The organism is Phenylobacterium sp. Root700, assembly GCF_001429025.1.
In the GTDB taxonomy this organism is placed as follows: Bacteria; Pseudomonadota; Alphaproteobacteria; order Caulobacterales; family Caulobacteraceae; genus Phenylobacterium.
Genome location: NZ_LMHT01000022.1, coordinates 363,546 through 386,489, shown reverse-complemented (window position 1 = coordinate 386,489; position 22,944 = coordinate 363,546). Strand labels below are relative to the sequence as shown.

The 22,944-nt window shown below is 67.1% G+C and carries 23 protein-coding genes and 1 pseudogene; 19 read left to right on the top strand and 5 right to left on the bottom strand.

What is annotated here, in order from left to right; translation table 11 throughout:
* The first annotated feature begins 36 nt into the window (after nt 1–36).
* The gene (gene rpoZ, locus ASE02_RS12725; protein WP_056734703.1) at nt 37–396 is read left to right on the top strand and encodes a DNA-directed RNA polymerase subunit omega; all 360 of its coding nucleotides are present in this window, start codon (nt 37–39) and stop codon (nt 394–396) included.
* A gap of 89 nt (nt 397–485) precedes the next feature.
* Entirely contained in the window at nt 486–2,654 is a 2,169-nt protein-coding gene (locus ASE02_RS12720; RefSeq protein ID WP_056734701.1) for a bifunctional (p)ppGpp synthetase/guanosine-3',5'-bis(diphosphate) 3'-pyrophosphohydrolase, read from the top strand.
* A gap of 147 nt (nt 2,655–2,801) precedes the next feature.
* On the opposite strand, the gene ASE02_RS12715 is transcribed toward ASE02_RS12720, so the two are convergent.
* Nucleotides 2,802–3,239 carry a CBS domain-containing protein gene (locus ASE02_RS12715; protein ID WP_056734699.1) on the bottom strand — a complete coding sequence of 146 codons (438 nt, stop codon included), beginning with the start codon at nt 3,237–3,239 and terminating at the stop codon, nt 2,802–2,804.
* Nucleotides 3,240–3,565: 326 nt separating this feature from the next.
* On the opposite strand from ASE02_RS12715, the gene ASE02_RS12710 reads away from it, so the two are divergent.
* From ASE02_RS12710 to ASE02_RS22975, 3 genes and pseudogenes are all read left to right on the top strand, one after another.
* Nucleotides 3,566–5,299, top strand: a complete 1,734-nt coding sequence (locus tag ASE02_RS12710; RefSeq protein WP_056734697.1) for an amidohydrolase family protein — start codon at nt 3,566–3,568, stop codon at nt 5,297–5,299.
* 110 nt (nt 5,300–5,409) lie between these two features.
* A pseudogene (locus ASE02_RS23350) lies at nt 5,410–5,884 on the top strand (amidase family protein); the annotation flags it as partial.
* Between the two features lie 4 nt (nt 5,885–5,888).
* A partial coding sequence (locus tag ASE02_RS22975; RefSeq protein WP_235536688.1) for an amidase family protein occupies nt 5,889–6,504 on the top strand: 616 nt, incomplete at its 5' end.
* Here ASE02_RS22975 and ASE02_RS12700 read toward each other — a convergent pair.
* Both ASE02_RS12700 and ASE02_RS12695 read right to left on the bottom strand, forming a co-directional pair.
* Complete coding sequence (locus ASE02_RS12700) at nt 6,501–7,034, bottom strand: GNAT family N-acetyltransferase (protein ID WP_056734692.1); 534 nt, start codon at nt 7,032–7,034, stop codon at nt 6,501–6,503. The two genes, ASE02_RS22975 and ASE02_RS12700, sit on opposite strands and share 4 nt — an antisense overlap.
* A complete protein-coding gene (locus ASE02_RS12695) occupies nt 7,034–7,726 on the bottom strand; it encodes a glutathione S-transferase family protein (RefSeq protein ID WP_056734690.1) in 693 nt (230 codons plus the stop codon). Before ASE02_RS12695 ends, ASE02_RS12700 begins: the two co-directional genes overlap by 1 nt.
* A gap of 77 nt (nt 7,727–7,803) precedes the next feature.
* Between ASE02_RS12695 and pyrE the strand changes: the two genes are divergently transcribed.
* Genes pyrE through acpS form a run of 3 tightly spaced genes read left to right on the top strand, consistent with a single transcriptional unit; the run spans nt 7,804 to nt 9,538 of the window.
* Nucleotides 7,804–8,388: an orotate phosphoribosyltransferase gene (pyrE, locus tag ASE02_RS12690; RefSeq protein WP_056734688.1), complete on the top strand. Its 585-nt coding sequence runs from the start codon at nt 7,804–7,806 to the stop codon at nt 8,386–8,388.
* A complete protein-coding gene (locus tag ASE02_RS12685; protein WP_056734686.1) occupies nt 8,385–9,143 on the top strand; it encodes a pyridoxine 5'-phosphate synthase in 759 nt (252 codons plus the stop codon). Before pyrE ends, ASE02_RS12685 begins: the two co-directional genes overlap by 4 nt.
* On the top strand, nt 9,140–9,538 hold the full coding sequence (gene acpS, locus ASE02_RS12680) for a holo-ACP synthase (protein ID WP_056734684.1): 399 nt from the start codon (nt 9,140–9,142) through the stop codon (nt 9,536–9,538). The genes ASE02_RS12685 and acpS overlap by 4 nt, the downstream gene beginning before the upstream one ends.
* Before the next feature lie 7 nt (nt 9,539–9,545).
* Here acpS and ASE02_RS12675 read toward each other — a convergent pair whose 3' ends face one another.
* Together ASE02_RS12675 and ASE02_RS12670 are read right to left on the bottom strand one after the other, a co-directional pair.
* The gene (locus tag ASE02_RS12675) at nt 9,546–9,911 is read right to left on the bottom strand and encodes a nuclear transport factor 2 family protein (protein ID WP_056734681.1); all 366 of its coding nucleotides are present in this window, start codon (nt 9,909–9,911) and stop codon (nt 9,546–9,548) included.
* 29 nt (nt 9,912–9,940) lie between these two features.
* Nucleotides 9,941–10,834, bottom strand: coding sequence for an EamA family transporter (locus tag ASE02_RS12670; RefSeq protein ID WP_056734680.1), 894 nt, complete (start codon nt 10,832–10,834; stop codon nt 9,941–9,943).
* Nucleotides 10,835–11,031: 197 nt separating this feature from the next.
* On the opposite strand from ASE02_RS12670, the gene lepB reads away from it, so the two are divergent.
* The 11 genes from lepB (at nt 11,032) to aspS (ending at nt 22,920) form a co-directional block, all read left to right on the top strand.
* Entirely contained in the window at nt 11,032–11,811 is a 780-nt protein-coding gene (gene lepB / locus ASE02_RS12665) for a signal peptidase I (RefSeq protein ID WP_056734951.1), read from the top strand.
* Nucleotides 11,808–12,506: a ribonuclease III gene (gene rnc, locus ASE02_RS12660; RefSeq protein WP_056734678.1), complete on the top strand. Its 699-nt coding sequence runs from the start codon at nt 11,808–11,810 to the stop codon at nt 12,504–12,506. Before lepB ends, rnc begins: the two co-directional genes overlap by 4 nt.
* On the top strand, nt 12,503–13,438 hold the full coding sequence (gene era / locus ASE02_RS12655) for a GTPase Era (RefSeq protein WP_056734675.1): 936 nt from the start codon (nt 12,503–12,505) through the stop codon (nt 13,436–13,438). The genes rnc and era overlap by 4 nt, the downstream gene beginning before the upstream one ends.
* 17 nt (nt 13,439–13,455) lie before the next feature.
* On the top strand, nt 13,456–14,265 hold the full coding sequence (locus ASE02_RS12650; protein WP_056734672.1) for an arylamine N-acetyltransferase: 810 nt from the start codon (nt 13,456–13,458) through the stop codon (nt 14,263–14,265).
* On the top strand, nt 14,265–14,996 hold the full coding sequence (gene recO / locus ASE02_RS12645; RefSeq protein ID WP_056734669.1) for a DNA repair protein RecO: 732 nt from the start codon (nt 14,265–14,267) through the stop codon (nt 14,994–14,996). The genes ASE02_RS12650 and recO overlap by 1 nt, the downstream gene beginning before the upstream one ends.
* Before the next feature lie 377 nt (nt 14,997–15,373).
* Nucleotides 15,374–16,090: a septum site-determining protein MinC gene (gene minC / locus ASE02_RS12640; RefSeq protein WP_235536687.1), complete on the top strand. Its 717-nt coding sequence runs from the start codon at nt 15,374–15,376 to the stop codon at nt 16,088–16,090.
* 40 nt (nt 16,091–16,130) lie between these two features.
* Nucleotides 16,131–16,952, top strand: coding sequence for a septum site-determining protein MinD (minD, locus tag ASE02_RS12635; protein WP_056734665.1), 822 nt, complete (start codon nt 16,131–16,133; stop codon nt 16,950–16,952).
* Complete coding sequence (gene minE, locus ASE02_RS12630; RefSeq protein WP_056734663.1) at nt 16,949–17,209, top strand: cell division topological specificity factor MinE; 261 nt, start codon at nt 16,949–16,951, stop codon at nt 17,207–17,209. The genes minD and minE overlap by 4 nt, the downstream gene beginning before the upstream one ends.
* 136 nt (nt 17,210–17,345) lie before the next feature.
* Nucleotides 17,346–19,595, top strand: a complete 2,250-nt coding sequence (parC, locus tag ASE02_RS12625) for a DNA topoisomerase IV subunit A (protein WP_056734661.1) — start codon at nt 17,346–17,348, stop codon at nt 19,593–19,595.
* Between the two features lie 80 nt (nt 19,596–19,675).
* Nucleotides 19,676–20,998 carry a serine hydrolase gene (locus tag ASE02_RS12620; RefSeq protein WP_235536686.1) on the top strand — a complete coding sequence of 441 codons (1,323 nt, stop codon included), beginning with the start codon at nt 19,676–19,678 and terminating at the stop codon, nt 20,996–20,998.
* A gap of 143 nt (nt 20,999–21,141) precedes the next feature.
* Nucleotides 21,142–22,920: an aspartate--tRNA ligase gene (aspS, locus tag ASE02_RS12615; protein WP_056734657.1), complete on the top strand. Its 1,779-nt coding sequence runs from the start codon at nt 21,142–21,144 to the stop codon at nt 22,918–22,920.
* The last annotated feature ends 24 nt before the right edge of the window (nt 22,921–22,944 follow it).

Here is a 22,944-nt window from a genome sequence, read left to right as displayed (position 1 = left end):
TATTTTGTTCGGTTCTATCGCCCCTCTGAGGATTCCATGGCCCGCGTCACCGTCGAAGATTGCGTCGAGAAGGTCCCCAACCGCTTCAGCCTCGTGCTGCTGGCGGCCCATCGCGCCCGCGCCATTTCCGCTGGCGCTCCGCTCCTGGTCGACCGCGACAACGACAAAAACCCGGTCGTTTCGCTGCGTGAAATCGCCGACGACGTGGTCGACGCCGACGAGCTGCGGGAGAACCTGATCGGGACCCTGCAACGTGTTGACGAGCGCTCGGAAGCCGAGGAAGAGGCTGAAACCCTCGCCCTGCTGGCCGATCCGACCCACATGCAGATGAGCGAGCTGGAGCTGGTCCGCGCTCTGCAGAGCGACCGCGACGGCGGCCAGGAGGAGCGGTACTGAGCCCAGAAGGCCCAGAACCTCTCACCTTAACGGCGGCGCCCGAACCGCCCGCCGACAGAACGGACGCGCCGGTCGTCAAGCGTCCGAAGATGCTTCGTCAGTACGAGTTGATCGAAAAGGTCCGCTCGTACGACCCTACCGCCGACGAAGCGGTCCTGAACCGCGCCTATGTCTACGCCATGCGGATGCATGGCAGTCAGAAGCGCGCTTCCGGCGACCCATACTTCGCCCATCCTATCGAGGTGGCGGGGATCCTGACCGACTATCGGTTGGACACCGCCACCATCGTCACAGCCCTGCTGCATGACGTGATCGAGGATACGCCGGTCACCCCGGACGATATCCGCGCCTTGTTCGGGGGCGAGATCACCGAGCTGGTCGAGGGCGTGACCAAGCTCACCAAGCTCGAGCTCAACAGCGAACATACCAAGCAGGCCGAGAACCTTCGCAAGTTCATCCTGGCCATCTCCAAGGACGTGCGCGTCCTGATGGTCAAGCTGGCCGACCGTCTGCACAACATGCGGACGCTCCACTACATCAAGAGCCCCGCCAAGCGTGAGCGGATCGCCCGCGAAACCCTCGACATCTATGCGCCGCTGGCGCGCTCCATCGGCTGTCACCGGATCTGTTCGGAGCTGGAGGAGCTGGCCTTCGAGCACCTGAACCCGGTGGCGCGCGACGCCATCGGCCGCCGGCTCGAGGCCCTGCGGATCGAGCAGGGCGGGGCGGTCGCGGTGGTGTCTGGCGAAATCGCCAGCCGGCTGGAGGCCGCCGGTCTGTCGGCCAGGGTCTTCGGGCGCGAGAAGAACCCCTATTCGATCTGGCGCAAGCTGCAGCGCAAATCGATCGGCTTCTCCCAGCTCTCCGATATCTTCGCCTTCCGGGTGATCGTCGATTCCGAGAGCGACTGCTATCAGGCGCTGGGCGTCATCCACCGGGCCTGGCCGAGCGTGCCTGAGCGGTTCAAGGACTACATCTCGACGCCGAAGCGGAACAACTACCGCTCGATCCACACCACCGTGGTCGGCCCGCGCGGCATGCGCATCGAGATGCAGATCCGCACCGAGACCATGGACCGGATCGCCGAGGACGGCGTGGCCGCTCACTGGCGCTACAAGGACAAGTCCTACGGCTTCGACGCCGAGGCCCAGGCCGCCGAGGGCGGCCGCGACCCGCTGGTCAACCTGCGCCACCTGGTCCAGGTGCTGGAGCACGGCGGCGACGTCGAGGAACTGGTCGAGCACGCCAAGCTCGAGATGTATCTCGACCAGGTGTTCGTGTTCACGCCCAAGGGCAAGCTGGTTAGCCTGCCGCGCGGGGGGATGCCGCTGGACTTCGCCTATGCCGTCCACACCGACGTTGGCGACACCTGCATCGGCGTCAAAATCAACGGCGAACTCAAACCCTTACGGACAGCTCTTCAGAACGGCGACGTGGTCGAGGTGATCCGCGGCGCCAAGCCGGTGGTGCCGCCGGACTGGCGCTCGCTGACGGTCACCGGCCGGGCGCGCTCGGCGATCCGCCGTCACATCCGCCAGACCGAGAAGGAAGAGTTCATCCGGCTCGGCCTCGCCACCGTCGACCAGACCTTCGAGCGGGCCGGCAAGGCGCGCAAGGACGTGCTGCTGAAGCCGTCGCTGGAACGCTTCGCCGTCGCCACCGAGGAAGACCTGTTCGAGGCGGTCGGCCGTGGGCGCATCTCGCCGACCCAGGTGCTGGACGTGATCTTCCCCGGCCTGAAGGCCTCCGACCGCGACGCCGCTACAGCCACGCGCCGCATCGAAGGCGGCAAGGGGGCCAGGCTCTATGTGCGCGGCGGCGGGCTGACGCCCGGCGTCTCGCTGAACTTCGGAACCTGCTGCACCCCGGTGCCGGGCGACCGCATCGTCGGCATCCTGGAGCCGGACGGCACGGGCCTGACGATCCACACCATCGACTGCGCGACCCTGGCCGATTTCGAGGATCGCGAGGAACTCTGGCGCGACCTGCAATGGACGCCCGAGGCCGAGCGCAACACCGTCACGCTGTCCAAGCTGAGCGCCACAATCAAGAATGCGCCGGGCGTGCTGGGCCAGGCCTGCACGGTGATCGGCGAGGCTGGCGGCAATATCGTCAATCTGCGCATGCACCGGCGGCAATCGGACTTCTTCGACGTGGATTTCGACGTCGAGGTGAAGGACGCCCGCCACCTGACCCATATCGCCGCGGCCCTGCGCGCCAATCCCAGCATCGAGACCGTGGACCGGGCGAAGGGCTAGCGGCTCACCCCGTCAGATGCTCCCCGCTGGGGGAGCTGTCAGCCGATTGGCTGACGGAGGGGGCTTCGACACCCGCCGCAGTCCCCTCCGTCGCGCTTCGCGCGCCACCTCCCCCAGCGGGGGAGGATCTAAGCGAGCGAGCTGTTTCTAGTGGATCGACTGGGAGTGTTCGCCGCCGGGGCGGACGATGCCGCCGAGCGCTTCGCCCGCGCGGGCGGTCTGGCCGACCGAGGCGAGATCGGCGAGCGAGACGATGCCGATCAGGCGCTTGTCGCGATTAAGGACCGGAAGGCGGCGGAGCTGGATGTCGCCCATGTTGCGCAGCACCGCCTCGCTTTCCTCGTCGTCGTAGCAGTAGCGAACTTCCTTGCTCATGACGTCGCCGACCCGGGCGTCCGGACCCTTGCCTTGGGCCACGCCGCGGACGGCGATGTCGCGGTCGGTGATCATCCCGACGAGCCGGTCGCCCTCGCTGACGGGCAGCACGCCGGCGTCGAGGTCGAACATCATCCGCGCGGCTTCCTGAAGGGTTTGCGTCGGGCCGGCCATCTTGACGTTACGCGTCATGCAATCGCTGACTTTCATGGCGAAGACTCCCAGGGAAATGGCCGGCCGCTGCGGCGGGCCTTAGCGGCGAAACGGGCGGGGGAAGGTCGCGTTCCGCGGGCGGCCAGATATAGCGACCCGCCGCCGGCGCCCAGAAACAGCGAAGCCCGGCGTTCTCACCAGGATTGTGGGAGCGTTCGCCGGGCTTCTTGTCCGATCATTTCCACTGCTGGTGTTTGATCGGGCGTGATCTCCGACTTTCGTCATCGATCAAGGAGTAAACGAGGAGCCTCGGGGCGAAGTTCCAGGGGCGGACGAAAAAACTCTCGCCTGACAGACGGCGGATTCTCGCTTCACATGGCGTCATGCACAGACACGCCGCCTTCGCCCTGACCGCCGCCCTGCTGGCCTCGACCGCGGCGCTCGCCGCCTCGCCGCCGGCCTATGACGTGGTGATCCGCAACGCCCAGATCTATGACGGTTCGGGGGGCGCGCCGTTCAAGGGCGACGTGGCGGTGGCGGACGGCCGGATCGCCTATGTCGGCCCGCGAGCGCCGGAAACCGCCAGAACCACCATCGACGCCAAGGGCAGGGCGGTCTCGCCCGGTTTCATCAACATGCTCTCCTGGGCGACCGACAGCCTGATCGCCGACGGGCGCGGCCTCTCGGACCTGAAGCAGGGCGTGACGCTGGAGGTCATGGGCGAGGGGAGTTCGATGGGCCCGCTGAGTCCGGAGATGAAACGCCTGCAAACCCAGCGAATGGGCGACATCAAGTATCCCATCGAATGGACCACGCTCGATCAGTACCTGGCCTGGCTGGAGAAGCGCGGCGTGGCGGTGAACGTGGCCTCGTTCGTGGGCGCGGCCACCGTACGTGAACACGTGCTGGGCGAGGGCGATGTCGATCCAACGCCCGAGCAACTCTTGGCCATGCGCAAGCTGGTGGTTGCGGCGATGGAGGATGGCGCGCTCGGGGTCGGCTCATCGCTGATCTACGCGCCAGCCAGCTACGCCGAGACGCCGGAGCTGACCGCCCTGGCCACCGACGCTGGGCGCTGCGGCGGGATCTATATCAGCCACATGCGCTCGGAAGCCGACCGGTTGCTGGAGGCCATCGACGAACTGATCGAGATCTCTCGCCTATCGGGCGCGCCCGCGGAGATCTACCACCTGAAACAGGCTGGCCGCGCCAACTGGTCCAAGCTCGATCCCGCCATCGCCCGGATCGAGGCCGCCCGCGCCAGCGGCCAGCGCATCACCGCCGACATGTACACCTACACCGCCGGCTCCACGGGTCTGGACGCCGCCATGCCGCCCTGGGTGCAGGCGGGCGGGGTGGAGCAGTGGATCGGCCGGATGAAGGACCCGGACACCCGCGCCAAGGTCATCGCCGAAATGCGTCAGGAAAAGCCGTCCTTCGAGAACCTCTATCGCCATGCCGGGGCTGAGGGGACCCTGCTGGTCGGGTTCAAGAACCCGGCCATGAAGGACCTGACCGGCAAGACCCTGGCGCAGGTCGCCAAGGCGCGGGGGATCAGTCCTGAGGACGCGGCCATCGACCTGGTCATCGAGGACGGCAGCCGCGTGCAGGTGGTCTATTTCCTGATGTCGGAGGAGAACGTCGCCCGCCAGACGGCGCTGCCCTGGATGAGCTTCGGCTCCGACGCTTCGGCCCAGGCGCCGGAGGGCGTATTCCTGAAATCCAGCACCCATCCGCGCGCTTATGGCAACTTCGCCCGGGTGCTCGGCAAGTATGTGCGTGAGGAGAAGACCACCAGCCTGGCCGACGCGGTGCGCAGGCTCTCGGCGTTTCCGGCCCAGAACCTGGGGCTAAGGGACCGGGGGCTGCTCAAGGTCGGCTATCACGCCGACGTGGTGTTGTTTGATCCCAAGACCATCGGCGACAAGGGGACCTACGAGCAGCCCAAGCAGTTCGCCACCGGCGTCAGCCATGTGCTGGTGAACGGCAAGCTGGTCCTGGCGGACGGCGAGCCGACCGGCGTCGCCGCCGGGCAGGTGGTGCGCGGGCGGGCCTGGAAGGGCTGGGCTGACGGTGGTTGCCGTCCCACCGCCAAGGATTGGAGTTGGGCCTGGTGACCCCGTCGCAGGCCAGGGCGCGGATTGACCGCTATGGCGGCAGGCTGAACGCCTTCACCACCGTCTTCGACCCGGCGGCCGGGCAGGGACCGACTTTTGCCGTCAAGGATATGATCGATTTCGCCGGCGTCCCGACCGGTGGCGGCGGGCGCTCGCCGCTGGATCCATCGCCCGCACGCCACGCCGCGGCCGTCGAGCGGCTGCTGGAGGCCGGTTGGGCGGCGGTGGGCAAGACCCAGACCGTGGAGTTGGCCTATGGCGGCTGGGGCACCAATCGAGCGGTGGGGGAGCCATGGAACCCGTGGGACGCCCAGGTTCATCGCGCGCCTGGCGGTTCGTCCAGCGGATCGGCGGTCGCGGTGGCGGCGGGCCTCTGCGACGTGGCGCTGGGCACCGACACCGGCGGCTCGGTGCGCATCCCGGCCGGGGTGTGCGGCGTGGTCGGCCTGAAGCCAGGGCGGGGACTGGTCAGTCTGCGGGGCGTCCATGACCTGGCGCCCAGTCTCGACACGGTGGGAACCCTGGCCCGCAGCGTCGCCGAGGCCGCGCGCGCCTTGGCGATCATCTCCGGGCCCGATGGGGAAGNNNNTGCGGCGCTGGCGCCTGAAGCCATCGACGACATGGAGCCGCAGATCGCGCGGCTCTACGGCTTGGCCCTCGACGCTTTGCGCAAGGCGGGTGTGGAGATCGAGACCGCCATGCCGCCGCGCCCCTTGTCGGCCTATTTCGAACCCAACGGCGTGCTGATGGCCGCCGAAGGCTGGCGCGTGCGCGGGGCTCACATCGAGGCGAACGCCGATCAGATGGATCCGTGGATCGTCAGTCGCTTTCGGATGGGCCGGGGCATCACCGATGCGCAGTTGGTCGCCGCCCGCGCCAGGCGGGTTGAGGACCAAGCCGAGTTTCACGCCTGGCTGGCGGGCTACTCGGCGCTGGTCTGCCCGACCTGTCCCATCGAGGCCCCGCCCATCGCTGGTGTGGACGAGACGATTTCCCCGCTCTCCAGCCTGACCCGCGCCGGAAACTATCTGGACCTGCCGGCCGCGACCGCGCCCTGCGGCCTGACGGCTAATGGCTTGCCCGCCGGCCTTCAGATCATGGGCGGGCCAGCGGACGAGGCCTCCGTCGTCACCCTGGCGGCGGCGTTCGAGCGGGCCAGCGGCTGGAACAGCCAGGCGCCGGATCTCACGACCTTCGCCGTCTAGAGCCAGGCCTGCTTCAGGCGCAGCAGGCGATAGGCTACGTCCTGGCCATACGGCTTGGAGAACTTGGTGGTCTCGCCGACATAGCGAAAGCCCAGCGCCTGCAGCACCTTGCCCGAGGCCGGGTTCTCGGCGGCATGGCCTGCGATCAGGTGATCCAGCGCCAGATGGCCGAAGGCGAAGTCGCGCACCGCCCCGGCGGCCTCGCGGGCCAAGCCCTTTCCCCAATGGGCCTCATCGAAGAAGTAGCCGAGCTCGCCGCCGCCTCCGTCGAGCCCGTCGATGTCGGCGCAGCCGATGACCCGGCCGTCCAGCACGCAGGCGAAGCGGTAGGCCGCGCCGGCCCGCCACTCCTGGCCGTGGATGTCCACCCATTCGCTCATGGCCTCCAGTGTGGCGGGCCAGGGCGCCAGGCGCAGCATCCGGGTGACGTTCCAGTTGGACTGGATCTCAAACAGCCGTTGAGCGTCGGCCGGCTCGAAGGCGCGAAGGATCAGGCGCGGCGTGGCGAGGCGCAGGCCGCGATCGATCATCAAACGGCCTGCTTGGCCATTTCGCGCGCCGCGGCCTGCTGCTGAGCGATAGCCTCACGGGTCTCCTCGATCAGGCGGCTGGCGATGGGGTCCTTCTGGATGGCGACCCAGTAGGCGGCGAGTTTGGGCAGGCTGGCCAGCGGATCGGGCGTTCCGAACAGCGCTGGAATCCACTCGCTGGCCAGGACCAGTTGCGGGGCGATGGCGCCGTCGGCCTGGGTCAGGGCGCCGCCCACGGCGTAGCCGTCGGACCCGATGAAGGTCTCCAGATAGGCCAGGGCCTCGGCGACCTTGCCAGAGGCGTCATAGATGGCCTGCATCTCCCAATGACGGCGCGAGCGGCCGGCGAAGTTGAATAGCGGAACCATGGCCATCACCACGTAGAAGTCGCAGATCCGCGACAGCAGCCGCATCCTGGCCCGCTCCCAGGGATCGGTCGGACGCAGCGACGGGGTCGGATAGGCGTCTTCGAGGTACTCGCAGATCACCTCGGATTCCGGCAGCACCCGGCCGTCGTCCAGCACCAGGGCCGGCACCCGGCCGATCGGATTGACGTTCAGATACTCGGCCTTGGACTCCGCCGTAGCCCCGAAGCCCGGCGGCCGGATGATCTCGGCGTCGATGCCCTTGGCGTAGAGCAACAGCCGCACCCGGGTCGGGAAGGGCGAGTCATAGGTCTGGAACAGCTTCACCGGTTCGTCCTCCCAAAACGAATTGGTCGGTGACAGCTTGGCAGGCGTTGGGTAATCCGCAAGTCAGGAGGCCCACTATGAACACCGAAGACGTCCTCGAAGAATTCCGCGCCTCGGGCGCTTTGCGCGAAGGACACTTCGTGCTGTCCAGCGGGCTGCACTCCGGCACCTTCCTGCAGAAGAACCTGGTCTTCCAGTATCCGGAGCGCACCGAGCGGCTCTGCAAGGCGCTGGCGGCCAAGATCGTCGAGACGGTGGGCGAGGTCGATCTGTGCATCTCCCCGGCCGTCGGCGGCATCATCCCAGGCTACGAAACCGCGCGGCATCTGGGCGTGCCGTCGATGTATGTCGAGCGCGAGGGCGGCTCGTTCAAGCTGCGCCGGGCCTTCTCGATCCCGCCGGGCGCGCGGATCGCCATGGTCGAGGACATCGTCTCCACAGGGCTGTCGTCGCGTGAATGCGTCGAGGCGATCAAGGCGGCGGGCGGCAATGTTGTGGTCGCGGCCTGCATCGTCGACCGTTCCGGCGGCCGGGCTGATCCGGGCGCGCCGTTCGTGGCCCTGGCCCGCCTCGACGTGCCGGCCTATCCGGCCGATCAATTGCCGCCAGAACTCGCCGCGATCCCGATCGAGGATCCCGGCAGCCGGAGACTGCACGGATGAGCCGGCTGCGCCTGGGCGTGAACATCGACCACGTGGCGACCATTCGGAACGCGCGTGGCGGAAGTTATCCCGATCCGGTGCGCGCAGCCGAACTGGCCATCGCGGCGGGCGCCGATGGAATCACCGCGCACCTGCGCGAAGATCGCCGGCATATCTCCGACGCCGACATCGAGGCCCTGGCGGTCATCACCCGCAAGCGCGGCCGGCCGTTGAACTTCGAGATGGCGGTCACCCGGGAGATGGAGGCCATCGCGCTGGCGCATCTGCCGCACGCGGCCTGCCTGGTGCCCGAGCGGCGCGAAGAGCGCACGACCGAGGGCGGCCTCGACGTGGCCGGCGGCCACAATCACATTGCTCCAGTGGTTCGCAAGCTGGTCGACGCCGGTGTGCGGGTCTCCTGCTTCATCGACGCCGATCCCGCCCAGGCCGCGGCCTCCCAGGCCATGGGCGCGCAGGTCGTCGAATTGCACACCGGCGCCTATTGCGACGCGGTTCGTGAACGCTCGCCGGAGGTCGAACGTCTGCTGGGCGCCCTGAAGGCCACCGCGGCCGAGGCCGCGCGCCTAGGCCTTGAGGTCCATGCCGGTCACGGCATCGACTATGAGACGGTCAAGGCGGTCGCCGCGATCCCGGAACTCGCCGAGCTCAACATCGGTCACTTCCTGATCGGCGAGGCGATCTTCGTCGGGTTGACCCCGGCCATTCAGCGCATGCGCACCCTGATGGACGAAGCCCGGATCGGGAGAGCGGCGTGATCATCGGGATCGGCTCGGACCTGTCGGACATTCGCCGGGTCGCCGACACCCTGGGGCGCTTTGGCGAGCGCTTCACCCACCGCATCTTCACCGAGATCGAGCGCACGCGTTCGGAACGCAAGCCGGACAAGGCGTCCAGTTACGCCAAGCGGTTCGCGGCCAAGGAAGCCTGCGCCAAGGCCCTGGGCACCGGCATGCGGGCCGGGGTCTTCTGGCGCGACATGGGCGTGGTCAATATGCGCTCGGGCCAGCCGACCATGGCGCTGACCGGCGGGGCGCTGAAGCGGCTGGAGGCGATGACCCCGCCCGGCCACAAGGCGGTGATCCACCTGTCGCTCACCGACGATCACCCCTACGCCCAGGCCTTCGTGATCATCGAGGCGCTGCCGGAGTAGGCGACGACTACGAGGCCATCTGCTTAGGGTCGTAGAAGAAGGTCTCGCAATCGACCTTGTCGCCGCTCCAGGTCTGCCAGGTGACCTCTTCCATGGATCGCGGCTCGCCCTCGTGCGGCACGAAGGTGAAGCGCCAGCGGATCGCCACGGTGTCGCCGTCGATGATCGGCGGGGCCAGGAGCTCGGTCTCCACGCTCTTCACCCGCGCCAGGGTCTTGGCCTCGCCCGCCATCAGCAGGTCGCGGCCGACGCGGGGCTCGCCCTGGTTTTCCTGCATCGAGGCGTCTTGGGCGTACCAGTCGCGGATGGCGCCGACATGGTCGCCGCTCAGCACCTGGGCGGTGAAGGCGTCTACGGCTGCGCGGCTCGGCATGGGCGGTCCTCCAGGAAACGGCCTTATAGCTAAGCCTGGGCGAACCGCCGTTCCAGGGCCGGCCAGAAGATGTTGATCGCCAGCCCGCTCATGACCAGGCCCGCCGCCAGCAGCTTCCACGGGGGCAGGCTCTCGCCCAGCCAGATGGCCGAGGCGCCCATGCCGAACACCGGTACCAGCATGGCCATCGGGGTGATCACCGCCGCCGGGTGGCGCGAAAGCAGCCAGCCCCAGGCGGCGTAGCCGAACAGGGTGTTGCCGACCGATTGCCAGATCACCGCCGACCAGGTGGCGGCGTCGGCGGCGCGCACGCCTTGGATCATCGCCTGCGGACCCTCGAAGACCAGGGCCAGGATCAGCAGCGGCGGGACCGAGAACAGGCTCGCCCAGACGACATAGGCCAGCATGTTGACCTTGCCGGCGGCCTTGGAGAAGGCGTTGCCGCCGGCCCAACTGGCCGCGGCGAACAGCACCAGCACCAGTCCCAGCGGCGTCACCGAGGCGTCGGTATGGGCCACAATGACCACCAGGCCGACAGCGGCCAGCGCCAGGGCGATCATCTGGAAGCTGCGGATCTGCTCCTTGGCCAGCCACATGGCCAGGCCGATGGTGAAGAACACCTGGGTCTGCACGACCAGCGAGGCCAGGCCCGGCGAGATGAAGCCGCTCATGGCGATGTAGAGCAGGCCGAACTGCCCGGCGCCGATCAGGGCGCCGTAGGCCGCCAGGTTGCGCCACGGGACGTCAGGCTTCTTCAGGAAGAAGACCGCCGGCAGTAAGGCGAAGGTGAAGCGCAGCGTCGCGAAGGTCAGGGGCGGGAGATGATCCAGCCCGATTCGGATGACGACGAAGTTGGTGCCCCACACGGCCACGACCGCGAGGGCGAGCAGGACGTGCAGCCAGGGAAGGGCGGATCGGTTCATCAGATCAGTACATAGACCCTGCAAGCGGAGCCGCAATCGCACCGAGCGTCGCATGGCCTCGATCTTGCTCGCATTGCGGCATAAGCGCCTTTACAGGCCATGACACAGAGTTCACGGGTGGCGTGCTTGCTCCGGACGTATGCAGCGTCTAGCTAGGCAGACTGTCCGCTACTTCGGGACAAATCGCAGGATCCATGATGACCGACAGCGCAGAGACCTCGGAATCCCCGGATAAGTCCGGTGCGGTGAACGAGTTTGTCGAGATCGTGAAAACGGTCGCCTACGCCCTGCTTATCGCGCTGTTCCTGCGCGTTCTGTTCTTCCAGCCCTTCACCATTCCGTCGGCCTCGATGGAGCCGACGCTGCTGGAAGGCGACTACATCATCGTCTCCAAGTATTCGTACGGCTACTCGCGTCACTCGATCCCGTTCAGCCCGCCGATCTTCGACGGCCGGATCATGGAACGTGTGCCGAACCGGGGCGACATCATCGTCTTCAAGCTGCCGCGTGACGGTCGCACCGACTACATCAAGCGCCTCGTCGGCCTGCCGGGCGACCGCGTGCAGATGCGCGAAGGCCGGCTGTGGATCAACGAGAAGGAAGTCCCGCGCCAGGCCCTGCCGCCGGTGATGATCGATTCGGGCTACGGCTTCACCCGCACCGTCGAGCAATACAAAGAGACCTTCCCGAACGGGAAGCAGTTCCTGACCTATGACTTCGGTCCCGACGGCGAGGTCGATAAGACCCCGACCTTCGTCGTGCCCGAGGGCCACTACTTCTTCATGGGCGATAACCGCGACAACTCCCTCGACAGCCGCGTGCCCGCCGAGATCGGCGTCGGCTTCGTGCCGGCCGAGAACCTGGTCGGCAAGGCGCAGATCATCCTGCTGTCCTGGAACCCCGGCGCCTCGCTGTTCAAGCCCTGGACTTGGGTGCTGAACGCGCGTCCGAGCCGGTTCTTCAACGTCCTTCAATGAACAAGCGCGAAGTCGCGGTCGCCGAGCTTGAGGGCCGGATCGGCCACACCTTTCATGACCGCGAGCTTCTGGAACGGGCCCTGACCCACGCCAGCGTGGGCGACGGCGCCTTGAAGGTCCGCCACTATGAGCGGCTCGAGTTCCTGGGCGACCGGGTGCTGAACCTGCTCGCCGCCGAACGGCTGATGGCGCTCAATCCCGACGCACGGGAAGGCGAGATGAGCCGGTTGATGGCCGGGTTGGTGAACTACCATTCCTGCGCTCGCGTCGCCCGGCGGATCGGCCTGCCCAACGCCCTGCGCATGGCGGCCAGCGCCACCAAGATCGGGGCCCGCGACAAGGACACCGTGCTCGGAGACGCCTGCGAGGCGATGATCGGCGCGCTCTATGTCGACGACGGGCTGGAGGCCGCCCGCGCCTTCTTCCTGGAGTTCTGGACCGAAGAGTTCGCCATGCTGGACGAGCCGCGGATCAAGGACCCGAAGACGCAGCTGCAGGAATGGGCGCAGGGACGTGGTATGGCTTTGCCAGCCTACAAGGTCGTCGGCCGCGAAGGACCCGACCATGCGCCGTCGTTCACCGTCTCGGTGACCGTCGGCGACTACGAGCCGGAGCTTGCCCAAGGACCGTCCAGACAGGACGCCGAAAAGGCTGCGGCCCTAACGATGTTATTGAAACGAGAAGGACCTCTATGACCACCCGCGCCGGCTTCGCCGCGATCATCGGAGCCCCCAATGCGGGGAAGTCGACCCTGACCAACCGTCTGGTGGGGGCCAAGGTCTCCATCGTGACCCAGAAGGTCCAGACCACCCGTTTCCCCGTCCGTGGCGTGGCCATGGCCGGTGAGGCCCAGATCATCCTGGTCGACACCCCCGGCATCTTTTCGCCCCGTCGCCGGCTGGACCGCGCCATGGTCCGCTCGGCCTGGGGCGGCGCTGACGAGGCCGACAACATCGTCCACCTGGTCGACTCGGTGGCCGAACTGGCCGCCGGCGAGCCGGGCGCCAAGTCCGCCGACAAGCGTTCGGCCATCGACGTCGTCACCATCGTTGAAGGGCTCCAGCGGTCCGGCAAGAAGGCGATCCTGGCGCTCAACAAGATCGACGGCATGCGCCGCGATACGCTGTTGGCCCTGGCCCAGCGCCTGTTCGAGACCGGCGTCTATTCCGAGGTGTTCATGATCTCGGCCGCCGACGGCCAGGGCGTGGACGACCTGAAGGCCCGGCTCGCGGCCCTGATGCCCGAGAGCCCCTGGCTCTATCCGGCAGAGCAGACGGCCGACCTTCCGGCCCGCCTGTTGGCCGCCGAGATCACCCGCGAGAAGCTGTTCCTGCGCGTGCACGAGGAACTGCCCTACGCCGCGGCCGTCGAAACCACGGCCTTCGAAGAGCGCAAGGACGGTTCGCTGCGGATCGAGCAAACGATCTATGTGGAACGCGAGAGCCAGCGCCCGATCATCCTGGGCAAGAACGGCCAGACCCTGAAATGGATCGGCCAGAAGTCGCGTGAAGAGCTGACTGAGCTGCTCGACCGCACAGTGCACCTGTTCCTGCACGTGAAGGTCGACGAGCGCTGGGCCGACAAGCGCGAGTTCTACGGCGACGTGGGCCTGGACTTCGACGTCTGAGGCCATAGGTAGGCGGCATGATCGACCTTGACGCCTACCTGGCCCGCATCGGTTACGACGGGCCGCGCACGCCGACCCTGGACACGCTGCGGGCGCTGCACGCCCTGCATCCGGCCGCCATCCCGTTCGAGGCTATCGACGTCCTGTTGGATCGGGGCGTCGACCTCGATCCGGCGGTGGTCGACGCCAAGCTGATTGGAGCTGGTCGAGGCGGCTACTGCTACGAGCAGAACCTCCTCTTTAAGCGCGCGCTCACGGCGCTCGGCTTCGAGGTCGAGGGCCTGATCGCCCGCGTGCAGTGGACCCTGCCGCCGGGGACGCCGCCACGCGCCCGCACCCATATGGGCCTGTGGGTGACCATCGACGAGGAGCCTTGGTACGCCGATGTCGGCTTTGGCGGCCTGGTCCTGACCGCGCCGTTGAAGTTCGGGATCATCGATCCCCAGCCGACCCCGCACGAGACCTTCCGTCTGGTGCCGGAGGGTGAGGACATCGCGCTGCAGGTCTTGCTGGGCGAGGTCTGGACGCCGGTCTATCAGCTGTCGCGCGAGGTGCAGCTCGACGTGGACTACGACCTGCCCAACTGGTTCACCTCCACCCATCCAACCTCGCATTTCCGGCAAAACCTGATGGCGGCGCGCACGACGCGGGAGGCCCGTTACAGCCTGTTGCATAACCGGCTGACCATCCGCGCCCTGGATGGGAAGGTGGAGCGGCGTATCCTCAGCGCGCCGGAGATCGGCGAGGTGCTCGCCGAGACCTTCGGCCTGGCCGTCGAGCCCGATTGGGCGCCGCTGTTCGAGCGCGCGGTCGCTGCGGGGAGCTGATGGAATTCGAGGACGACGCCTATGTGCTGTCGGCCCGCGTTCACGGGGAAACCGGGGCGATCGTTGAACTGCTGACCGCCCACCACGGCAAATGGGCGGCTCACGTCGCGGGCGGCGCGTCTCGACGCATGAAGCCGTTCCTGCAGGCCGGCGCGCGCACCATCGTCCAGTACCGGGCCAGGGTCTCGGACCAGCTTGGCTCGGCGGCGTTGGAGCCGGTGGGCGAGGGGCCTGCCGCGCTGTTCGATGATCCCATGGCGCTGGCCGGGTTGTCGGCCGCCGCCGCCGTGGTCGCCGCCGCCCTGCCGGAGCGCGAGCCCCATCCAGGCGCCTTCCTGGCCTTCGAGGCGCTGACCGCGGCCCTGGCTTTGCCTGATGTCTGGCCGGCGGTGTTCGTGCGATTTGAAGCGGGTCTGTTGCAGGATCTCGGCTTTGGCCTTGATCTCTCCAAGTGCGCGGCGACCGGCTCGCGGGACGATCTGATCTATGTCAGTCCCCGCACCGGCCGGGCCGTCTGTCGCACGGCGGGCGAGCCCTACAAGGACCGCCTGCTGCCGTTGCCGCCCTTCATGCTGTCGTCCCAGAGCCGGCTGTCGCCGGGCGATGTGCTGGCTGGCCTGGATCTGACCGCGCACTTTCTTGAACTGTTCGTGTTCGGCCCGCTGAACCGGCCGTTGCCGCCAGCCCGGGTCTGGATGGTCGAGCGCCTGACCGACACGCAGCGCTTGTGATTTTCGATCCGTGATAGCGAGCGCCGTTGGGCCAAAGATGGCCCAAAAGCGGCGGGATTTCGTTCAAAACACGAGCTTGACCGGTCCAAAATTGGCCTATGTTCGCGGGAAGAACAGGTCCGACACGCTGGGTCGCGGCCTTCTTTCGCAGCACGATTCGGAATGCAGCCACGGCGCTGCGCTCCGGGCGTTCTGCAACGCCAGTCGAACAGCCAGACAATCAAAAACCCGGCCGTGCATGCGGCTCGCGGCGGCGAAAGCTCGCCGGGAGCGGTGATGCTCCGTCGGGCCGGATTTGGACGGAGATCACACGGCTCATGGCGGACTTGCTCGACCCCCGACAGAGTCGTCTTGCGGATATGCCGGAGGGGCTCGAATTGCCCCACGTCACGCTCCGCGGCCGGACCTTCATGGCCCTGGTCGTCACCCCGGCGTTTCCGATGGCGACGTGGTTTGCGGCGTTTGATCAGCAGATGCGCGGCGCGGCAGGCTTCTTTGTCGATCGCCCCATCGTCGCCAACCTGGCCGAGACCCTTGAGGCCGGCGGGCCGGAAGCGGTGTTCATCGTGCTGGAGGGCCTTGAGGCGCGCGAGCTGAGGCTCATCGGGGTCGAGGGCGTCGATCCGGCGCTCTTGGCGGGGACCCGTTGGGAACGCATGCCCAAGACGCTGCACGGGCGCGCGCAGACGCTCGAGGCCTGGGCTGAAACATCTCCTGTGGCGGCGGGCGGGGAGCGTTCGCCAGCGCCTGTCACTTCGTCCAACGCGCCCTCGCTGCTGATCGATCGGCCGGTGCGCTCTGGCCAGTCGGTCCTTTTCGAGGACGGCGACGTCACGATCATTGGTCCGGTCTCCTCGGGCGCCGAGGTGATCGCCGGGGGCTCGATCCACATCTACGGCTCGCTGCGCGGCCGGGCGATCGCCGGGCTTCGAACCGGCGCGGCGGCGCGGATCTTCTGCCGCAGGCTGGAGGCCGAACTGGTCGGCGTCGACCGCCTGTACCGGACGGCCGAACACTGGGGCGAGGCGCTGCACGGCCGCCCCGTCCAGGTGATGTCTGATCGCGGCGCGCTGCGCCTGACGGCGCTCGACTGAATGTTCTCAAAATTAGGCCAGTGAAGAAAGTGTGTCTCGCATGTCCAAGGTAATGGTCGTCACGTCGGGCAAGGGGGGCGTGGGAAAGACCACGTCTTCCGCATCACTCGGCGCGGCCCTGGCCCAGGCGGGCCAGAATGTCGTCGTGGTCGATTTCGATGTCGGGCTGCGCAATCTGGACCTGGTGATGGGGGCCGAGCGACGTGTCGTCTTCGATCTCGTCAATGTGGTTCAGGGCGACGCCAAGCTGCCCCAGGCGCTGATCCGCGATAAGCGGGTCGAGACGCTCTATCTGCTGCCGGCCTCCCAGACCCGCGACAAAGACGCCCTGACCGAGGAGGGCGTCGGTCGGGTGATCGGCGAACTGCGCGAGCGCTTCGACTGGATCGTTTGCGACAGCCCCGCCGGGATCGAGAAGGGCGCGTTGCTGGCCATGCGGTTCGCCGACCTGGCGGTGGTGGTCACCAACCCCGAGGTTTCGTCGGTGCGGGACTCCGACCGGATCATCGGTATGCTCGATTCCAAGACGCAGCGCGCCGAGGACGGCGGCCGGCTGGAGAAGCACCTGCTGCTGACCCGCTACGACGCCGCGCGGGCGGCGCGGGGCGAGATGATGAAGGTGGACGACATCCTGGAGATCCTGGCGATCCCGCTGCTCGGCATCGTCAGCGAGAGCCCTGACGTCCTCAGCGCCTCGAACGTCGGGTCCCCGGTGACGCTGCACAATCCGACCTCGGCTGCGGGGCGCGCCTATATCGACGCGGCGCGCCGGTTGCTCGGTGAGAATATCGTGGTGGACACGCCGCCTGAGCGACAGAGCCTCATGCGCCGGCTGTTCGGGCGAAAGGCGGCCGTGGCATGAGCTTCCTGAATTTTTTCACGCGTAGCCGCTCGGCGCCGGTCGCCCGTGATCGGCTGCAACTGCTGTTGGCCCACGAGCGGGTGCAAGCGGGGCAGTCGGATCTGGCGGCGATTCTCCACAAGGAAATCCTTGCGGTCATCGCCAAGCACATCCCGATCGATCAGGACAAGGTCATCGTCAAACTCGACCGCGGGGCCCAGGTCTCGACGCTCGAAATCGACATCGAGATGCCCGACGAGGCCCTGGTCGGACGTTAGGGTGAGGCTCGCCGGCGGCCTGCTGACGCGGCTCGGCGCCGGGGAGTTGCGTCGGGCGCTCGGAGAGTCCATGCGTCGCGGCGACTTCCGCTGCGGCGCCCGCTAGAAGTGGACTGAACTCCGAGTTTGATTCGACATGACCAAGCACATCACCCCGCCGGGTAGCGGCGACGGCGACCGCATTATCGATGAGCCGCTGACCGAGGCCCTGTCTCGGCGCTATCTCGCCTACGCGTTGTCCACCATCACCGGCCGCGCCCTGCCTGACGTCCGCGATGGGATGAAACCCGTTCACCGGCGGCTGATGTACGCCATGCGCCAACTGCGTATGGATCCGAACAGCTCGGCCAAGAAGTGCGCCCGCGTGGTCGGCGATGTGATCGGTAAGTATCACCCGCATGGCGACGTCGCGGTCTATGAGGCCTTGGTGCGCCTGGCCCAGGACTTCGCCCAGCGTTACCCGCTGATCGACGGCCAGGGGAACTTCGGCAATATCGACGGCGATAACGCCGCGGCCATGCGGTACACCGAGTGCAAGCTCACGGTCGCCGCCCAGTTGCTGCTCGACGGGATCGACGAGAACGCGGTCGACTTCCGCCCGACCTATGACGGCGAAGACGAAGAGCCGGTGGTATTGCCGGCCGGCTTCCCCAACCTGCTCGCCAACGGCTCCAGCGGCATCGCCGTGGGCATGGCGACCTCGATCCCGCCGCACAACGCCGCCGAACTGATCGACGCCTGCCTGGTGCTGCTGGAAGACCCGAACGCCGACACCGCTCGCCTGATGGAGCATGTCCAGGGGCCTGACTTCCCGACCGGCGGCGTCATTGTCGAACCGCGCGAGAGCATGCTGGAAACCTACGCCACAGGGCGTGGGGGCATCCGGGTCCGGGCGCTGTGGTCGAAAGAAGAGACCGGGCGCGGCACCTATCAGATCGTCATCACCGAGATCCCGTATCAGGTGAAGAAGGCCGATCTGGTCGAGCAGCTCGCCGACCTGATCGAGAACAAGAAGGCGCCGCTGCTGGGCGACGTGCGTGACGAGAGCGCCGAGGACGTGCGCCTGGTCATCGAGCCCAAGAACCGCAACGTCGAACCCGAAGTGCTGATGGAGAGCCTGTTCAAGCTCTCGGCGCTGGAGACACGTTTCCCGGTCAACATGAACGTGCTGGACGCCCGCGGTTCGCCGGGTGTCATGGGGCTGCGCCAGGCGCTGCGGGCGTTCCTCGATCACCGTCGCGAAGTGCTGGTCCGCCGGGCCCGCTTCCGTCTGGATAAGATCGAAGCGCGCCTGCACATCCTGGACGGCTTGGTCATCGCCTTCCTCAATCTGGACGAGGTGATCCGCATCGTCCGTTACGAGGACGATCCCAAGGCCAAGCTGATCGAGGCTTTCGAGCTTTCCGACATCCAGGCTGACGCCATCCTCAACACCCGGCTGCGCCAACTGGCCAAGCTGGAGGAGATGGAGCTCCGCCGCGAGCACGCCGAACTGGCCGAAGAACGCGACGGCCTGCTGAAGATGCTGGCCTCTGAACCGGCCCAGTGGAAACTGGTCGGCGTGGGCCTGAAGGACGTGCGCGCGATCCTTGGCCCCGACACCAAGCTTGGCAAGCGCCGCTCGCTGTTCGACACCGCTCCGGTGGTCGACGCCGACGCCGCCATCGAGGCGATGATCGTGCGCGAGCCGATCACCGTCATCCTGTCCGAGCGCGGCTGGATCCGCGCCGCCAAGGGCAAGGTGGAAGACCCCTCGGAACTGAAGTTCAAAGAGGGCGATAAGCTGGGACTCATCGTTCCGGCCGAAACCACCGACAAGCTGCTGATCTTCGCCTCCGACGGCCGGTTCTTCACCATCGGCTGTGACAAGTTGCCGGGCGCGCGAGGTCACGGCGAGCCGCTGCGGCTGATGCTCGATCTCGACGACAAGACCGACATCATCGACATGTTCCCGCACAAGCCGGGGACCAAGCGGGTGATCGCGTCCAAGGAAGGCTACGGCTTCATCCTGCCGGAGGAGGAGGCGATCAGCTTCCGCCGCGCCGGCAAGCAGGTGCTCAACGCCGGGGCCAAGGGCGCGGCCTTCGCCATGCCGCTAGCCGGCGATCACCTGGGCGTGGTCGGCGACAACGGCAAGGTGCTGATCTTCCCCTTGGCCGAGCTGCCGGAAATGCCGCGCGGCAAGGGCGTCAAGCTGCAGAGCTATCGCGAGGGCGGGCTGCGCGACGCGATTGTCTTCAAGGCCGAAGAGGGCGCGACCTGGATCGATTCGGCCGGCCGCACCCGCGTCTGGGGCGAATGGCGCGACTGGCTGGCCAAACGCGCCGCCGCCGGCAAGCTGGCGCCCAAGGGCTTCCCGACCAGCAAGCGATTCAAGCCTAAGTAGCGTTGATGACGCCTTGCGGGTGTCCGAGGCGTCGCTAAGCTTCACCGAACAATGATCGGGGGAAGCGTATGACGCGCAGGATGCATTTGCTTGCGGGCGGCTTGGCGGCCGTGTCCATCGGCCTGACGGCCGCGCCTGCGGCCCACGCCCAGGCCAGGCCGGCGGCGCTGGCGCCGGCCGCCAGTCCAGAGGCGGTCGGCTTCGACAGCCAGCGCTTGAAGCGGCTGGACAGCGCGATGGCCAAGGTGGTGGCCGACGGCCGGGTGGCGGGGATGACCACCCTGCTGGCGCGTCATGGCAAGGTCGTGGCCTTCAACACCTACGGCAAGACGAGCCTCGAGACCGGCCAGCCGATGGCCAAGGACGAGATCTTCCGCATCTATTCGATGACCAAGCCGATCACCGGCGTGGCGATGATGATCCTGTTCGAAGAGGGCAGGTGGAAGCTCGACGACCCGGTCACCAAGTTCATCCCGGAGTTCAAGGACCTGAAGGTCTGGAAGGGCGTCGACGCCAAGGGTCAGCCGATCCTGGAAGCCGCCAAACGTCCCCCGACCATGCGCGAGCTGATGAGCCACACGGCCGGCTTCGGCTATGGCCTGGGCGACAAGCATCCGGTCGACAAGCTGTTCCGCGAGCAGCGGGTGCTGGGGTCTTCCAGCCTCCAGGAGATGACCACCAAGGTCGCCGGCATTCCGCTGATCTACCAGCCGGGCGAGCAGTGGAGCTATTCGGTCGCGGTCGACCTGCAGGGCCACATCGTCGAGAAGCTCTCGGGCCAGACGCTGGGGCAGTTTCTCGACAGCCGCATCTTCAAGCCGCTGAAGATGACCGACACCGCCTTCAGCACCGGCCAGGCCAAGGCCTCGCGGCTGGCGGCGGTCTATATCGCCAATCAGGACACCGGCAAGATCGAGGAGGCGAAGGTCCTGTTCGGGTCGCCAATTGCGACCTTCGTCACCGCGCCGGGCCTGGAGTCGGGGGGCGGCGGCCTGGTCTCGACCACCACCGACTACGCTCGCTTCGCCCAGATGATCGTCAACGGCGGCGAACTGGACGGCGTGCGCATCCTGTCGCCGGCCAGCGTCGAGCTGATGGGGACCAACGTCATTCCCGAGGCGGCGCTGGTTTCCTCAAACGGATCGGTGGGCAACAGCTTCAACCAGTCGGTCGGCTTCGGCCTCGACTTCATGGTGGTCAACGATCCGCGCAAGGCCGGGACGCTGGAAGGCAAGGGCACGATGAGCTGGGGCGGCGCGGCCGGCACCTGGTTCTGGGCAGATCCCACCAACGACGTGGTCTTTGTCGGCATGGTCCAGCGCTATGGCGGAACCGGCGGCGAGGATCTGAGCGGCCTGACGCGGACCCTGGTCTATCAGGCGCTGGTCGACCCGGCGAAGTAGGCAAATTGAACGTCGTGGCCGGGCTTGTCCCGGCCACGACGCGATTTGTAGAGCTATGGGAGGGAAGGGGCCGGCTTACCTTGACTTTTCAGGCCCCGCATGCGGTCTTCCGCGCCTCATTTTCAGCCGTTTGCGACTCCAAAATGCACGCCTACCGCAGCCATACCGCGGGCGCTCTTCGCGCCGCCGACACGGGTAAGACCGTCCGCCTCTCGGGGTGGATCCACCGTAAGCGAGATCACGGCGGCCTGGTCTTCATCGACCTGCGCGACCACTACGGCCTGACCCAGCTGGTGATCAGCCCCGAGACGCCTGGTTTCGCGACCGTCGAGCGCCTACGCGCTGAGAGCGTGATCCGCATCGACGGCGACGTCGTGGCCCGCTCGCCCGAGACCGTGAACGCCAACCTGCCGACCGGCGAGGTCGAGGTACGCGTGCGGACCGTCGAAGTGCTGTCGGAAGCCGCCGAGCTGCCGCTGCCGGTCTTCGGCGAGCCGGAGTATCCGGAAGAGCTGCGGCTGAAGCACCGCTATCTCGACCTGCGCCGCGAGACCCTGCACAAGAACATCGTGCTGCGCTCGAAGGTCATCCATTCGATCCGCAACCGTATGATCGCCCAGGACTTCCTGGAGTATCAGACGCCGATCCTGACGGCCTCGTCGCCGGAAGGCGCGCGCGACTTCCTGGTGCCCTCGCGTCTGCACCCCTCGAAGTTCTATGCGCTGCCGCAGGCGCCCCAGCAGTTCAAGCAACTGCTGATGGTCGCTGGCTTCGACCGCTACTTCCAGATCGCGCCCTGCTTCCGCGACGAAGATCTGCGCGCCGACCGCAGCCTGGAATTCTACCAGCTCGACGTCGAGATGAGCTTCGTCACCCAAGAAGACGTGTTCGCGGCCATCGAGCCGGTGATGCACGGCGTCTTCACTGAATTCGGCGACGGCAAGACCGTCACCCCGTACCCGTTCCCGCGCATCCCGTACCGGGAATCGATCGCCAAGTACGGCAGCGACAAGCCCGACCTGCGCAACCCGCTGGTCATGCAGGACGTGTCCGAGCGCTTCCGCGGCGGCGGCTTTGGCCTGTTCGCCCGCATTCTGGAAGACGCCAAGAACGCCGTCTGGGCGATCCCGGCGCCCAAGGGCGGCAGCCGCGCCTTCTGTGACCGCATGAACAGCTGGGCGCAGGGCGAGGGCCAGCCTGGCCTCGGCTACATCTTCTGGAGCGAAGACCAGGGCGCCTGGGGCGGCCCGATCGCCAAGAACCTGGGGGCAGAGGCCACCGACGCGGTCATGAGCCAGCTCGGCCTTGGTCGCGGCGACGCGGCCTTCTTCGTCGCTGGCGATCCCAAGGTCTTCTACAAGTTCGCCGGTTCGGCGCGGACCAAGGTCGGCACGGACCTGAACCTGATCGACGAGACCCGCTTCGAGTTCGTCTGGATTGTCGACTTCCCGATGTACGAGATGAACGAGGAGACGAACCACGTCGACTTCTCGCACAACCCGTTCTCGATGCCGCAGGGCGAACTGGAAGCGCTGGAAACCAAGGATCCCTTGGATATCCTGGCCTACCAGTACGACATCGTTTGCAACGGCTACGAGCTGTGCTCCGGCGCGATCCGGAACCACCGCCCCGACCTGATGCTGAAGGCCTTCGAGATCGCCGGCTACGGCCCCGAGGTCGTCGAGGAAGAGTTCGGCGGCATGCTGAACGCCTTCCGCCACGGCGCCCCGCCGCACGGTGGTCTGGCCCCCGGCATCGACCGCATCGTCATGCTGTTGGCCGGTCAGACGGCCATCCGCGAGGTCATCGCCTTCCCGCTGAACCAGCAGGGCCAGGACTTGCTGATGAACGCGCCGTCCGAGGTGCTGGAAAAGCAGCTCAAGGAACTGCACATCCGTCTCGCCCCGCCGATCAAGGTCTAGGGGCGATCGCTGGCCGCCCCCGCG

Coding starts and splice junctions, on each gene's coding strand:
- ASE02_RS12720 (WP_056734701.1), top strand. CDS start 486: ATGCTTCGTCAGTACGAGTTGATCGAAAAGGTCCGCTCGTACGACCCT.
- recO (WP_056734669.1), top strand. CDS start 14,265: ATGGAATTCGAGGACGACGCCTATGTGCTGTCGGCCCGCGTTCACGGG.
- parC (WP_056734661.1), top strand. CDS start 17,346: ATGACCAAGCACATCACCCCGCCGGGTAGCGGCGACGGCGACCGCATT.
- ASE02_RS12675 (WP_056734681.1), bottom strand. CDS start 9,911: ATGCCGAGCCGCGCAGCCGTAGACGCCTTCACCGCCCAGGTGCTGAGC.
- minD (WP_056734665.1), top strand. CDS start 16,131: ATGTCCAAGGTAATGGTCGTCACGTCGGGCAAGGGGGGCGTGGGAAAG.
- ASE02_RS12650 (WP_056734672.1), top strand. CDS start 13,456: ATGATCGACCTTGACGCCTACCTGGCCCGCATCGGTTACGACGGGCCG.
- ASE02_RS12670 (WP_056734680.1), bottom strand. CDS start 10,834: ATGAACCGATCCGCCCTTCCCTGGCTGCACGTCCTGCTCGCCCTCGCG.
- aspS (WP_056734657.1), top strand. CDS start 21,142: ATGCACGCCTACCGCAGCCATACCGCGGGCGCTCTTCGCGCCGCCGAC.
- ASE02_RS12620 (WP_235536686.1), top strand. CDS start 19,676: ATGCATTTGCTTGCGGGCGGCTTGGCGGCCGTGTCCATCGGCCTGACG.
- lepB (WP_056734951.1), top strand. CDS start 11,032: ATGACCGACAGCGCAGAGACCTCGGAATCCCCGGATAAGTCCGGTGCG.
- era (WP_056734675.1), top strand. CDS start 12,503: ATGACCACCCGCGCCGGCTTCGCCGCGATCATCGGAGCCCCCAATGCG.
- ASE02_RS12700 (WP_056734692.1), bottom strand. CDS start 7,034: ATGATCGATCGCGGCCTGCGCCTCGCCACGCCGCGCCTGATCCTTCGC.
- ASE02_RS12710 (WP_056734697.1), top strand. CDS start 3,566: ATGCACAGACACGCCGCCTTCGCCCTGACCGCCGCCCTGCTGGCCTCG.
- rpoZ (WP_056734703.1), top strand. CDS start 37: ATGGCCCGCGTCACCGTCGAAGATTGCGTCGAGAAGGTCCCCAACCGC.
- minE (WP_056734663.1), top strand. CDS start 16,949: ATGAGCTTCCTGAATTTTTTCACGCGTAGCCGCTCGGCGCCGGTCGCC.
- pyrE (WP_056734688.1), top strand. CDS start 7,804: ATGAACACCGAAGACGTCCTCGAAGAATTCCGCGCCTCGGGCGCTTTG.
- rnc (WP_056734678.1), top strand. CDS start 11,808: ATGAACAAGCGCGAAGTCGCGGTCGCCGAGCTTGAGGGCCGGATCGGC.
- ASE02_RS12685 (WP_056734686.1), top strand. CDS start 8,385: ATGAGCCGGCTGCGCCTGGGCGTGAACATCGACCACGTGGCGACCATT.
- ASE02_RS12715 (WP_056734699.1), bottom strand. CDS start 3,239: ATGAAAGTCAGCGATTGCATGACGCGTAACGTCAAGATGGCCGGCCCG.